The 13,203-nt window shown below is 66.1% G+C and carries 11 protein-coding genes; 4 read left to right on the top strand and 7 right to left on the bottom strand.

Annotated elements, in window-relative coordinates; genetic code table 11:
- Positions 1-21: 21 nt before the first annotated feature.
- Positions 22-2,751, bottom strand: a complete 2,730-nt coding sequence (mgtA, locus tag AKJ09_RS50490; protein ID WP_146655034.1) for a magnesium-translocating P-type ATPase — start codon at positions 2,749-2,751, stop codon at positions 22-24.
- Between the two features lie 598 nt (positions 2,752-3,349).
- Here mgtA and AKJ09_RS50495 point away from each other — a divergent pair.
- From AKJ09_RS50495 to AKJ09_RS50510, 4 genes are all read left to right on the top strand, one after another.
- Positions 3,350-3,922, top strand: a complete 573-nt coding sequence (locus AKJ09_RS50495; RefSeq protein WP_146655035.1) for a hypothetical protein — start codon at positions 3,350-3,352, stop codon at positions 3,920-3,922.
- A gap of 7 nt (positions 3,923-3,929) precedes the next feature.
- The gene (locus tag AKJ09_RS50500; RefSeq protein ID WP_205634004.1) at positions 3,930-5,405 is read left to right on the top strand and encodes a carbohydrate porin; all 1,476 of its coding nucleotides are present in this window, start codon (positions 3,930-3,932) and stop codon (positions 5,403-5,405) included.
- Entirely contained in the window at positions 5,392-6,393 is a 1,002-nt protein-coding gene (locus AKJ09_RS50505) for a hypothetical protein (protein ID WP_146655036.1), read from the top strand. The genes AKJ09_RS50500 and AKJ09_RS50505 overlap by 14 nt, the downstream gene beginning before the upstream one ends.
- A 91-nt stretch (positions 6,394-6,484) precedes the next feature.
- On the top strand, positions 6,485-7,186 hold the full coding sequence (locus tag AKJ09_RS50510; RefSeq protein WP_146655037.1) for a hypothetical protein: 702 nt from the start codon (positions 6,485-6,487) through the stop codon (positions 7,184-7,186).
- Positions 7,187-7,215: 29 nt separating this feature from the next.
- Here AKJ09_RS50510 and AKJ09_RS50515 read toward each other — a convergent pair whose 3' ends face one another.
- From AKJ09_RS50515 to AKJ09_RS50540, 6 genes are all read right to left on the bottom strand, one after another.
- On the bottom strand, positions 7,216-8,553 hold the full coding sequence (locus AKJ09_RS50515; protein WP_146655038.1) for a hypothetical protein: 1,338 nt from the start codon (positions 8,551-8,553) through the stop codon (positions 7,216-7,218).
- 545 nt (positions 8,554-9,098) lie between these two features.
- Positions 9,099-9,809, bottom strand: coding sequence for a DsbA family oxidoreductase (locus AKJ09_RS50520; RefSeq protein ID WP_146655039.1), 711 nt, complete (start codon positions 9,807-9,809; stop codon positions 9,099-9,101).
- A 147-nt stretch (positions 9,810-9,956) separates the two neighbouring features.
- Positions 9,957-10,637 carry a hypothetical protein gene (locus tag AKJ09_RS50525; RefSeq protein ID WP_146655040.1) on the bottom strand — a complete coding sequence of 227 codons (681 nt, stop codon included), beginning with the start codon at positions 10,635-10,637 and terminating at the stop codon, positions 9,957-9,959.
- 125 nt (positions 10,638-10,762) lie between these two features.
- Positions 10,763-11,197 carry a hypothetical protein gene (locus AKJ09_RS50530; protein WP_146655041.1) on the bottom strand — a complete coding sequence of 145 codons (435 nt, stop codon included), beginning with the start codon at positions 11,195-11,197 and terminating at the stop codon, positions 10,763-10,765.
- 91 nt (positions 11,198-11,288) lie between these two features.
- Positions 11,289-12,107, bottom strand: coding sequence for an SDR family oxidoreductase (locus tag AKJ09_RS50535; RefSeq protein ID WP_146655042.1), 819 nt, complete (start codon positions 12,105-12,107; stop codon positions 11,289-11,291).
- A gap of 104 nt (positions 12,108-12,211) precedes the next feature.
- Positions 12,212-13,159, bottom strand: coding sequence for a hypothetical protein (locus AKJ09_RS50540; RefSeq protein WP_146655043.1), 948 nt, complete (start codon positions 13,157-13,159; stop codon positions 12,212-12,214).
- Positions 13,160-13,203: the final 44 nt, after the last annotated feature.

Consider the following 13,203-nt stretch of genomic DNA (forward strand, 5'->3'; position numbering starts at 1 on the left):
ATACTCCCTGCGTGTCCACGCTCAAAGCCACGAACCGAAGCGGCGGACGTACCAGGTCTTCACCAACTGCGTCAGCGTGCAGTACGAGAGCAGGATGGCGACGAGCCAGGGAAAATAGGAGAGCGGCAGAGGTCTGAGTCCGACGGCCGCGCCGATGGGTGTGAACGGAATGGCGATCCCCACCGTCATCACCGTTGCCGTGAGCGCGATGACCGGCGGCGCAGCGCGGCTCTGAATGAAAGGAATCTTCTGCGTGCGAATCATGTGAACGATGAGCGTCTGCGAGAGCAGCCCTTCGATGAACCACCCGCTCTGAAAGAGCGCTTGCTGGGCCGGAGAGCGCGCGCCGAAGACGAACCAGAGGACGACGAACGTGACGATGTCGAAGAGCGAGCTAATCGGCCCGATGAAGAGCATGAAGCGTCGAAGGTTCGGAGCGTCCCATCGCCGTGGGGTCCGCAGGAAGTCCTCGTCCATGCGATCCCAGGGGATCGAGAGCTGCGAGACGTCGTAGAGGAGATTCTGGATCAGAAGGTGGATCGCGAGCATCGGCAGGAACGGAAGAAACACGCTCGCGACGAGGACGGAGAAGACGTTCCCGAAGTTCGATGACGCCGTCATCTTCAGGTACTTCATCATGTTCCCGAAGGTGGTTCGGCCCTCGAGCACGCCCTCTTCCAGAACCATCAGGCTCTTCTCGAGGAGAATGATGTCGGCGGACTCCTTGGCGATGTCGACGGCCGTGTCGACGGAGATGCCGATGTCTGCGTCGCGTAGCGCCGGCGCGTCGTTGATTCCGTCGCCGAGGAAGCCGACCGTGTGTCCGCTCGCTTTGAGGACCCGCACCACACGTGACTTCTGCAGCGGATTGAGCTTCGCGAAGATCGTCGCGTGTGCCGAGGCCTCCCTCAGCGCGCTGTCGTCGAGCTCGTCGAGATCGGCCCCACGCAGCACCCCCTTCACCGTGAGCCCCACGTCGCGACAGACTTTGCTCGCCACGATCTCGTTGTCGCCGGTCAGCACCTTGACCTCGACGCCGTGACGAGCGAGCGCCTCCAGGGCGGGCTGCGCGCTGTCGCGCGGCGGGTCGAGAAACCCGATGTAACCGGCCAGCGTGAGTCCACGTTCGTCGTCGACGCTGTAGACGTTCTTGTCGGCCGGGTCCTCGCGGTAGGCGACGGCGATGACACGCATCCCGTCCTCGTTCATCACGCGCGTCACCCTGGCCACGTGCTTGCGGATCAGATCGGTGACGGGGCCGACCTCGCCGGCGATCTCGACCTTGTCGCAGACCGCCAGCACCTCGTCGATCGCGCCCTTGCAGATGAGGAGGCGCTTGCCCTCTTCGGTCGCGACGACGACGGACATACGGCGGCGCATGAAGTCGAACGGGATCTCATCGACCTTCTCCAGCGCCCGGAGCTCCGCCGCGTGCGACCGCATCTGGGCGTGTTCGAGGACTGCGCGGTCGAGAAGGTTGCGAAGGCCCGTTTGGTGGGAGCTGTTCAAGTACGCGAGGCGCAGCACCTCGCGGGACTCCTGACCGACGACGTCGACGTGCTGCTCGAGGACGATTCGGTCTTGCGTCAGCGTGCCCGTCTTGTCGGTGCAAAGGACGTCCATCGCGCCGAAGTTCTGGATGGCGTTGAGGCGCTTGACGACGACCTTCTTGTTCGCCATCGCGAGAGCGCCGCGCGCGAGGTTCGCGCTCACGATCAACGCGAGCATCTCCGGCACGAGCCCCACCGCGACCGAAATGGCGAAGAGCGCAGCCTCTTGCCAATCGTGCTTCGTGAAGCCGTTGAGCAGCAAGACGACGGGCGCCATCACCGCGATGAAGCGGATGAGCAGCCAGGTGACGTTCGACACGCCCACGTCGAAGCTCGTGAGCGGACGAGGGCCGAGCAAGCTTCCGGCGATCGAGCCGAACCACGTTCGCGCCCCCGTCTGGAGTACGACCGCCGTCGCGGTTCCGCTCACCACGTTCGTCCCCATCAGCGCGATGTTCGGGAGGCCCTGGACGTCTGGTCGGGCGCTTCGAGCTCCCTCGGCCGCAGGGGAGAGAAGGCCCTCCGTTGCACTCTTCTCGACGGGCATCGACTCGCCGGTGAGGACCGCCTGGTTGACGAAGAGATCCTTCGCCGTGAGCAGCCGCACGTCGGCCGGCACCATGTCTCCGGCAGCAAGCGCAACCACGTCACCAGGCACGAGCTCGCGCATGGCGATCTCTCGTCGCTTCGCAGGCTTGTCCGGTGCGTTGTCTCGCCGGCGCAGGACGGTCGCGGTCGTCCTCACGAGCGCGCGCAATTGTTCGGCGGCGCGCCCCGAGCGGAACTCCTGCGCGAAGCGGATGCCCACGCTGATGGCGATCATGACGCCGATGATGATCGGCCCGGCGAGCTCGTCGGGTGAGCTCCAGAGGTCGATCGCCGCGAGGCCCACGAGCACCGCGTTGAACGGGTTCTTGAAAGCGGAGAGCAACTGAACGTACCAGGACGGTGGCCGCTCTCGCGCGACCTCGTTGGGCCCGCATGCGAGCAGGAGCTCTGCCGCCGTCGAGTCCGTAAGACCGCGCGACGTCGCCTGCAGTTCGGCGAGAACCGCATCGGCGCCGCTCAGCGAGGCCGTCCGAAGGCGTTCCGCTTTCGCGGCCAGAACGTCCGCATCGCCCTTGCGAGCGGCTGCGCGGGGAGCCGTCGTCGCGCGAGACGCGAGAGGCGCATCAATGGTGTTGCTGGCGTCGTGGGGCATGGCAGCGTCTTCCTCGACGCGCGCTGAGCAGGCGGTGTGCCACCACGAAGATTCTCGCGATCGCGCAGGGGTGCTCGAGGCTTCGCGTTGGCGTTACGGCGTTGTGCCCGGCAGCCCGGTCGGTGATCGGGCAATTTGCCTGGATGGCGAGCCCTAGGCGCACGAACCGCCCCTTGGGAATCGGACCGGCACGCGCGGTGCTCAACACGGGCAACGTTATGAACGCCTTTGTCGTAGACGCCCTCTTCCTTGGCGGAGCGATGCTGGTCGCGGTGGCGAACTCGCATTTCGAAAAGCGCCGGCGCGTCAAGCTGAGGCTTCGGCGTGGCGCGACGCACGACTTGGTTGCGTCGTCGCGCGGCCGCAACGAGGGCGGCCCGCGTCCGACGGCCAACGGATCGATGAGCCATACGGACGTCTGAGCCGTGGCGGCGGGATGCCGGAATCGCGCGTCGGCAGCGTCGGCAAGTTGCGCCCACGCTGTGTCGTCTTTCGTTGGGGAACGCGCGCATTCGCGCGGATGGGAGCGTGGCCGAGGGCGTGGCCGAGAGCTTGCTATCGGCCGCCGCGTCCCTCCCTCCAACTCGGTTCGGCAAACGTGATCCTCTTCGACGTCAAACGGCAACCATCCCTCGATTCGCATCCACCGCGCTTCGCGCTTCTCGTCTCGCTGCTCGCCGTCGGTTCAACGCTCGGCTGCGGCGCACTCCTCGACAGCCCACCGCAAACGTCCGTCGTTCTCGAAAACCGCTATCCGACCGCGCCGACCGACGCGCTCGTGGTCTACGACGCGTACTGGCAGAACGTGTCCTTCAAGGGACAGCCGCTCGCGCCAGGGACCGCATCAGCTCCTCAAGACGCGGTTCCGGCATCAGCGGACAACAGGGCGTTCGTCGTTCTCGCTCCGGGGTGGGACCCGTCGAGCACGCCGCCGACGACGAAGCTCGTCGTCATGCAGTCACGGAGCGGGTTCGCGATCGCCTTGGGTGACACGCTCCGCATCCCGGTCGACGACGAGCACTTCATCGGCAACTGCGCGGCGGGGAGCTCGCTCACCCAGGAGCAAGCGGACTTCCTGACCCAGATCGTCTTCACGGCCGACTTTGCCGGCCGGCGCTACGACGCGTCGACCTGCTCGACGACACCCCAGGAGGACGCCGTTGCCCCTTGAACGCCGAATGCGCTCGAGGCGAGCGGCCGACTACGTCGTCTGCCTCGTCCTCGGTGGCGGCTGTGCGCTCTACTCGACGCCCGCCGCCGCGCAGCCCGTGCCGCCCGCACCTCACGACGAGGAGGCCTTCGACGTGATGAAGGAGCTCTCGCGCCGAGGGCTGCACGACATCCACGACGAGAGCTGGAACCTTTACGGCCAGTACACGTTCATCACCAGCTACAAGCCGCCGATCTCCGCGCCGTACACCAACGTGAACGGAAGCCCGAACTCTCTCTGGCCCCAGGCCGAGCGCGGGTTCACCAGCACGTTCACTCTGTTCGGCGGGATCCGACTCTGGCGCGGCGCGGAAGCGTACGTCGTACCGGAGCTGATCGCGGAACGCGCCTTCTCGACGCTCCATGGACTCGGCGGCTCGACGGAGAACTTCGAGCTTCAAAAGACCGGCTCGGAGGCGCCGACTCTCTATCGCTCACGACTCTTTCTGCAGCAGACGATCGGCCTCGGCGGAGGGCGCATCGAGAAGACATCGGATCCGATGCAGCTTGCAGCCACCGTCGACAGCCGGCGCCTCGTGCTCACCGTCGGCAACTTCTCCGCGCTCGACATCTTCGACCGAAACGGCGTCATCGGTGACCTTCGGCAAACGTTCTTCAACGAGGCCTTCATGACCCACGCATCGTGGGACTTCCCAGCGTCCGCACGCGGCTACACGTACGGCGCCACCGCCGAGCTCTACCTCGGGGACTGGGCCGTGCGCATCGGTCGTCTCGCGCCGCCGGCAAACCCGAACGACTACCCCATCGATGCCCGTCTCTGGAAGTACTACGGCGACCAGATCGAGATCGAGCACGATCACGTTCTCTTCAAACGGCCGGGAGCCGTGCGCGTCCTCGCGTACAGAAACCACGAGAACTTGGGGCGGTTCGACGACGCGATTGCTGCCGTCGATGCCGATCCGAAGAAGAACGCGGCGGCATGCACGAGTTACAACTACGGCTCCGGCAACTTCAGGGCGCCTGATTTTTGCTGGGTTCGCAGGCCCCAAGTGAAGGTGGGCGTGGGCGTGAACGTCGAGCAGTCCATCGGCGACGGCATCGGAGCCTTCGCGCGCGCCATGTACTCGGACGGTCGGACCGAGGTCGACGCCTTCGACTCTGCCGACCGCGACTTCTCGGCCGGCGTCGTGGCACATGGCTCACTCTGGCAACGCCCGCTCGATGTGACCGGCGTTGCGTTCGCCGCCACGTGGATCTCCGGCGCGCACGCCCGGTACATGGCCCGCGGTGGAATCGACGCCTTCACCGGCGACGGGCGACTCGACCACGCGGCCCCCGAGGAGCTCTTCGAGGTCTTCTACTCGCTAAACCTGCTGAAGGCTCTCTGGCTCTCCGGCGACTACCAGTTCCTTGCCCACCCTGCGTACAACGCCGACCGCGGCCCCGAGCACGTCATCTCCGGGAGGTTCCATGCGGAGTTCTAGCTCGCGCCGCACGCTCTTCAGCATCGTGGTGGCGCTCATGATGTCCGTCTGGACGTCCTCGGCAAATGCACAGCAAATGGCCCAGGGATTCGAGCTCGAGCGACTGTACACGTCGGCTCCGGGGGCGAGCTGGTTCGTGATGGACTCTCTCGACATGCACGGCGGCCTTGGCGGCGCGGCGAGCATGATCGTGAGCTATGCACGCAATCCGCTTCGTGTCAGCGACGGCACGCAGCATCTCACGGTCGTGTCCGACGCGGCCTTCCTCGAGCTCGGATGCGCGGCAACCTACGACCGATTCCGCTTGTACGCGAGCTTCGCGTCTCCGCTCACCGTCCAAGGCAACAGTGGAACCGTGGGCGGGTACACCTTCACGGCGCCGAGCGTCGACCCGTCCTCGGCGCCGGACGCGGCGTTTCACGCTCGCGTGGGCTTCGACGCAAGAATCGTTGGCGACCACGCGAGCTCGTTTCGCATGGGGCTCGGCGCTCAATTCTGGATCCCGGGAGGCTCGCCTGGCTCGCTGCGAGAGAATTACCTGAGTGACGGGCCTCCGAGCGATTCACTCGGCGCATACAACGCGATGGCGCGCGTTCTCTTTGCAGGAGACATTGGGCTCCTGACGTACGCCGGTCATCTTGGTTTCCATCTGCGTCCGCTGGACGACTCCCCCACGCCGGAAAGTCCTCGAGGAAGTGAAGGCCTCTTTGGCGCCGCCGCGGGCGTCAAGGTGTCACCCTGGGCAGGCCAGCGCGTTCGTCTCGTGCTCGGACCGGAGGTGTTCGGCACGACTGCGCTCCGGTCCTTCCTGGGCGCGCACACGACAGGAATCGAAGCGCTCGCGACCGTTCGCATCGAGGGAACGTCGGACGACGCTCCGCAGCTGCGGTTCAGGGTTGGCGCGGGCGGAGGCCTCGACCCACATTTCGGGGCGCCCGAGAGCCGCGTCGTGCTCGGCATCGAGCTGTTCGAGTTCAGCTCCAACTAGTCCGAGATGCCCGCCCTGGCGCGCGGCGATCCGTTCGTGCCTGCATGGGCGTCCTGAACTCCGCTGGTCGTTCGTGCTATCGGATCGGGGGATGAGCTCGTATGTGGTCTTGAAGCTCGGGACGGCGACGCTCAAAAAGCACGCGGTGCCGACGCATCCCGACGCGGCGGACGGGTACTTCGCGCTTCGCTCCGGCAGGGGCGTCGCGCTCCTCTTCCTCGAAGCTTCGCTCGACGATCTGTCGTCCGACGACGAAGAGGCGGCCGAAGAGCTCGCGCTACACCTGACGGCGGATCTTCTCGCCGGGCACCGCGATCCGCGCGGCGTGCTCGTGTCGTCGGGCAATCCGAAGAGCGAGCCCCGAGGGAAGACGTACGACCAGCTCGTCGCCGAGCTCTCACCGAATGGACGATGGATCCCGAACGAGGGCGCGGCGCTCATCGACGTGGCCGGCGAGGACCGCGAGATCCCCGTCCCTCCGCTCCCCAAGGCGAAGCCGATCGAGGTCTACGTCCTCTCGCCAGCGCGCGCGATGCGGGACCTCGCCCTGCAAGAGGCGCCGCTGCGCGTCGTGTGCCGAACGTCACGCGCCAAGGCACGCCCGGTCGACGCGAGCACCTTCTACGTACCGAAGATGAAGGCCCTCGGCTTCACCACGAAGCGCCGCGTGTGGTCCGACGGCTCGGCCGAGGAGCTCCGCGGCGAGAAGGCGGGGGCGAGCCTCCAAGTCCTCGCCGAGCAAGACGGCGCAGATGCCATCTTCCTCCGGGTCACCATCATCCTTCACCGCTAACCTGCCGCCGGTGCTGGGTCGAACGGCGCTCAGTCGGGGAGCTCCCCCGGGCCGAGAGAGTCGAGACGGATGCGGACAAGGTCGGCGCGCCATCCATTCATGACCCTGACGAAGATCTCATCGCAATTCATCGCGTGAACTCTCTGCCAGTTCCAAGTCCCCTTGTTGGGAAGGAACCAGGAATGCCCGTCGGCGATGCGCACGATCCGAAGCCCGTCGTGACGGCTTCGCGCTGCGAACCCGCACCCTACCTGGAAACGTTCGGCGCTCAGGGCGGAGCCGACCTCGGAGCGCAGCCGGCGTTTCCGTACCTGGGATGGGTCGGTCGTGTAGGGCGCCGTCGTGATCGCATAGGTATCGAGACCGCCGTCGTTCGGCGGTCGCGGCGCTCCCTCGAGCCAGACCATATCGACCCCATCCGTGCCGAACGCCCCGGCGCCGCGCGTTTGATCCGTTCCGAAGCTGACGAGATCCCGCACGCCGGCCGCTTCGGTCCAGACCTTCGCTTTCGCGCCTTGGTACGAGCCGGCGGTCCAAAAGATGGCGTCGTCCGTGAAGAAGAACTGCGCGTGGTTCAGACCATCATCCTGGGTCCACAAGACGCGAGGAGACCCGAGAGCGGACCACGGGTAGAGCAGGAAATCGGGGCTCCACCCTGTCTCCACGATGCCGAACGGTCCCGTATACAGCGAATGAGGGCCGCCCTCGGTCCGGTGTATGGCGAAGGACGGCGTCAAAGCACCGAGCTCACCGATGAGATACCCCTCGAGGCGCGAGCTCTGAAGCTCATTCAGCGACAGGACGTAGTGGTCGCGCCAAAGATACCCACCGCCCAAGGTGCACCGATCGGAGTCCGCTTCGATGACTCCGTATCGAACGTGACCATCAACGTCGATGACGAGGCGCCAGACAAACGGCTTGGTAAATTTGCTGACTTGAAAGAGTAGCTTCCCGTCGGACGCTACGGTCGCAGACACCCAGGAGCTTAGGAACTCGTACGGATCGTCGCGGTTGACGGCAATCCGTTGGCACGCGACGTCGCTTGGATGAAGGTCTGGGCCACAAGATTCCCACTGAAGCGGCGCAGGGAACTGGTCGGTGGCGGTCGGAATGTAGAAGCTGCAGTCAGGATCGTAACCTTCGTAGAGCTGCCACCCGTCCGGGATGTCGGCCGGACGGGGAGGCGGCTTGTGCGCGGGCGCATCGCGCGTTCGGGCGTCTGCCGGCGTCACGCGGTCGGGGGAGAACACGGCGGCGTCGCTCGCGGCACCGTCGTGTTCAACCTCGGAACATCCATGAAACGCCAAGGCGCCGAGGGGCACCACGAGCGAAGCGCACGCAACGAGGGTGCGGCGAATCCCGGTCACGGGCAGGGCCCGCCTGCCGCTGAGCCGAACGACGACCTACCGCTACGATTGCGCACTGTGCCCCTCGCCGACGAATGAACGGTGGGCAGAGACCGACCAATGCCCCACCAACGTTGGCGGCACTCTTAGCGTGCGACTCGTGGCAGGCGCGAGAAGATTCCAATTACAAGAATCGCGAAATTTGGATGTCCGACCACGCACACGATTTACGCGCACACTTGCTCAGTTGGATTATGCAACAGTGAGCGTCGCCGAGCGCGCTCGAAACGCGAGAACCAACGGAACGAGAGAAGGTCGCGAAGCACATCCGCGGCTATTCGACTTAACGATGTTCGTTCGTCGAACATCAAAGATCCCGTTAATCCCCAATTGTCGTGCGACAACTCGCCTCAGCCAGTCGGCGGGTGAATGTTCGAAACCTCGCCATCTCCGCAATGAGGATGATGCGAAGACCCGTCACGCTCGGCTCGCGTGGAACAAGTCACACACTCGGTCACCCAAAGCCGTCGAAATGATGGCCGTCGGCACGCGCGCAAAGCGTGCGCTCAGGCGCAGCCCTCCGGGCCGCACACCGCGCCTTCCGCGAAGACCTCGGGGCCCGCGCTGAGCTCGCTGTACGTCCGCTGGAGCGCCGAGCGGAGAAGCTCCGCCGGTTGAGCCCCCGAGACTGCGTACTTACCGCCGAGCACGAAGAACGGAACTCCATTGATTCCGAGCTCCGCGGCTTCCTCTTCGTCGGCGCGAACCGCCGCGCCGTGGGCGTCGCTGGCGAGCACCGCACGGACCTCCTCGGCGTCGAGGCCCGCTTCGGAGGCGAGCCGCACGAGCGTCTCGGGATCGCCGATCGGCTCGCCCTGCTCCATGTAGCCCTTGAGAAAGCGCTCTTTGACGGCGTCCTGAACGCCGCGTTCACGCGCAAGGTGGAGCACGCGATGCGCGTCGAAGGTGTTGCCCGAGCGGATGATGTCGAAGCGAAAGGTGAGCCCGTCGGCGCGCGCCACGTCGGTCATGCGCGTGATCATGGCTTGAGCCTGCTCCTCGGGGACGCCGTACTTCTTCGCGAGCCGCTCGGCGTACGACACGTCCCGATCCCGCTCGCGGGGCGCCGACGGGTCGAGCTCGAACGCCCGCCACACCACCTCGATCTCATCGCGCGCCGCGAACGTCTCGAGCGCCGCCTCGAGGCGACGCTTGCCGATGTAACACCAAGGGCAAGCAATGTCGGACCAGACGTCGATGCGGAGCGTCTTCTTCATTTCCCCGACACTCTAAGGCGTCCCCCCGCGACGCGCACGTCACCGCAGGCGCGGCGTTCTCCATCGAAAGATGGTTCGAACCTCAACCGCACTCGCTACGGAACAGCCATCAAGGTGACGCGCCTCGAGGGCGCTCGTTGCGCTGGATCAGAGCGCGCCGTTCATCGGATCGTACTTGTCGCCGCTGTTGACGAAGGGCGCGGCGCCCGGCGTGCGCTTCGCGCCACCGGTCGACGGACGATCCTTCGCGCGCTTCGCGGCAGCGGCGGCGGCGGTCGCCTCGCGGGCCTTGTCGGCCTCGGCGAGCCTTGCCTTCTGTTCGTCGGTGAGCACCCTCGCCGGAGCGGCCTCGCCGAGATCCATCGCGGCGGGCGGAGGCGCCGCGGCGGCGGCCGTGGCCACGGGTTGCGAGCTCGGAGCCTTCGCGTCGAGGTTCGCGACGCGGAGCGCGCCGAAGCCGAGACCGCAGGCGACCGCCAGGCCGACGCCGACGAACGCCAGCACACGCCCCTTCTTCGGCTTGAACGCCTCGTCGGGCAGCGTGTCGAGATCGACACCGAGCGCAGGCGCGGGCGGCTCCGCGACGCTCATCGCCACCGGCGCGATGCTTTGCACGGGCTCGGCCGAGGCCGCGTCGAGGCCGGCAGCATCCGCGAGCGTGGTCCACGCCGTCGCACCGGGCGGGAGCACGGGGGTGGCCTCCGTGAGGAGCCCCGACTGGAACGCTTCGTCGAGCGCATCGAGGCTCATCGCGCGAACCTCGCCGGTCGTGAGCTTCACGCGCCAGAGATCGGTTCCCGCCTGCTCTTCGTGCGTCGTCGTGTTCATGGGGCGCGGACCGTACACCGCGACGTCACCGTCGGAAGACGCGAAGTGCCCGTGAGACGCCCGTGAGCCGAACGTTGGCGTGCGCCGGTCAGGGCTAGCCGATTCAAGCCGTGGTGCGCGCGCCCTCAGCGATAGCCGGGACTCGGCGGAGCGCTCGGCTCGATCAAGAACGTCGTCTGGATCTCCTTCTCCCGAAAGCCGGTGAAGACCACGTTGCACACGACGATCTTGCCGTACCAGCGCGAATGCTCGCGCAGATCGGTCATCGGACTATGGGACAGCGGCAAGAGCCCAGGTCCGTAGCCCGAGATGGGCGGATGAAAGTGCTCGAATTGCCCATAGCGGACGCCCGTATCGAGATCCGTGATGAGCGGACGATCGAAGACCGGCACAGGATCGCCGCCTCCGAAGAGGCCTTCGTTGGATCGGCCGTAGAACACGCGCACCTCGACACGATGGCCCACCGGGATCGGGGCCGCCCCCCGCATCTGGACCTGCGTCATACCGTTCGCCACCGCCGACATCTCGCTCTCCTCTGGCCGCCAGGCGAGACGGCTCACGGGTCGACGGTATCCTCGCGCGCAGCGCATGGCGAGCGCCGACGCGGGGAGCTCCCCCCTCCCCGTCCCGGCGCGGCGAGCTCACCTTCCGTCAAGCGAGCCCGAACTGCTCCTTGACCCGCCTCATGAACGTCGTGTCGTCGGCAGCCTTGCGATTGGCGACGAGCGCGTTTGCGTCCTCGCCTGCGGTGTAGCGCAGCTGGTTCGTGCCGTCGGTTGCAGCCTCGTAGATGACCTTCGCGACCACCATCGGCTCGGAGCCTTTGGTCATGAGGTTCGTCATGATGCCGAGGAGCTTCCTGACGATGGACTGGTACTCGACCATGCGTTCATCGTTGCTGAAGTCGAACGAGCGGCCGCCGAAGTCGGTCTTGATGGCTCCGGGCTCGACGATCTTGACCCGGACGCCGATGGACTCCATCTCCCAGCTCAGCGCCTCCGAGAGGCCCTCTACCGCGAACTTTGTGCCGTGGTAGAGCGTGCCCAAGGGAAAGGTCATCTTCCCGCCAATCGACGAGACATTGATGATGACCCCGCTCCTGTTGGCGCGGAAGTGCGGGAGGACGGCCTTGGTGGTCTCGAGGAGGCCCATGACGTTCACGTCGAACTGGCGTCGGATCTTCTCCATGGCCGTCGCTTCGAGCGGGCCATAAGCGCCGTAGCCGGCGTTGTTCAGCAGGACGTCGATCTTGCCGAACTTCGCGATGGCAGCATCGACGGCGCTCTTGATTGAGGTGGGGTCCTGCACGTCGAGTCGCGTGACGAGGACGTTGGCCAGAGCTGTCAGCTCCTTCTCCTTCTGCGGATCTCGCATGGTGGCCACCACGTTCCACCCGCGGTCATGGAAGTACTGGGCCGTCGCCTTGCCGATGCCGCTGCTGGCGCCCGTAATCAGGATCGTCTTGCTCATCTCATCCTCCCTGGGCTCGAGGCCGCAAAATCGGCATCGGGAAGCGATCGCCGTGCCAGGGTCGTCGATGGAGAGGTTCACCTGCGAGCAGGCAACGCTGAGCGCTATCGCGTGTCGACCACTTGCGTGTGGCGGCAAGTAGCGATCGCCTCATCGCGCGTCAGCCCAGCGGTGCCGTACGCGGTTTGGGCACATGTTGCGTTGGCCGGTTGGCCGCGATTCGAGCAGAGGACGACCGCCTGCTGCTGCGAGAAGCCGAAGCTGTGGTTAGCCTGGCCGGCGCAGGTTGCGGTCTCGGAGGTGCCGCGGTTCGCGCAGAGGGCGACCGCCTGATCTTGCGTGAAGCCGAACGTCGAGACCGCGAGACCCGCGCACGCAGCGGTCGTGGCCGAGCCGCGATGGGCACACAGCGCGACGGTTTGATCGCTCGAGAAGCCGTCGGTCCTGAAGGCTGCTCCGAGGCACTGCGCGACCACCGCGCCATCGCGTCCGGCGCAGACCGCGACCGATTGTGCGCGCGTGAAGCCGAACACTGTGAGGGCACTCTGCGCACACTGGGCAGTCTCGACCGAGCCCCCCCTCGCGCAGAGCGCAACCGATTCGTCCTGGCTGAAGCCGAACGTCAGCAACGCCATGCCAGCACATCCAGCGCTGTCGACGAGGTTGCCCTGGCAGAGCGCCGCCGCTTGCGCGCTGCTGAAGCCGAGCGCCCGAACCGCTTGCAGCACGCAGCTCGCGGAAGCCGCGGCTCGGCCGCCCGGTGACTCGGCGCGAAAGAGCGCGAGGGTGAGATGATCCTCGAGGTCTTCTTGATCGACCGCACTGTACGCCTCGATGTTGGCGTTCACCGTCTGCTGAACCTGGCCCGCCAACGTCACCACGTCGGTCGAGGTCGAAGCATCGACGCCCGCATCGGCGCTACCGCCATCGCCTTGGATCGTGAGCTCATCGCGCGTGGTCGACGTCGTAGACGAGCTCGTGACGCTCTCGCACGCCGCCGCGAAGACGAGCACGAGAGCAACCGAGCCGATGAGCCGGGCCGGACTCCCCATACGCCAACGTCACAGCAAGACCCGTGCATTGGCTCCGGCCCCGC

The sequence above is a fragment of the Labilithrix luteola genome (assembly GCF_001263205.1).
GTDB lineage: Bacteria > Myxococcota_A > Polyangia > Polyangiales > Polyangiaceae > Labilithrix > Labilithrix luteola.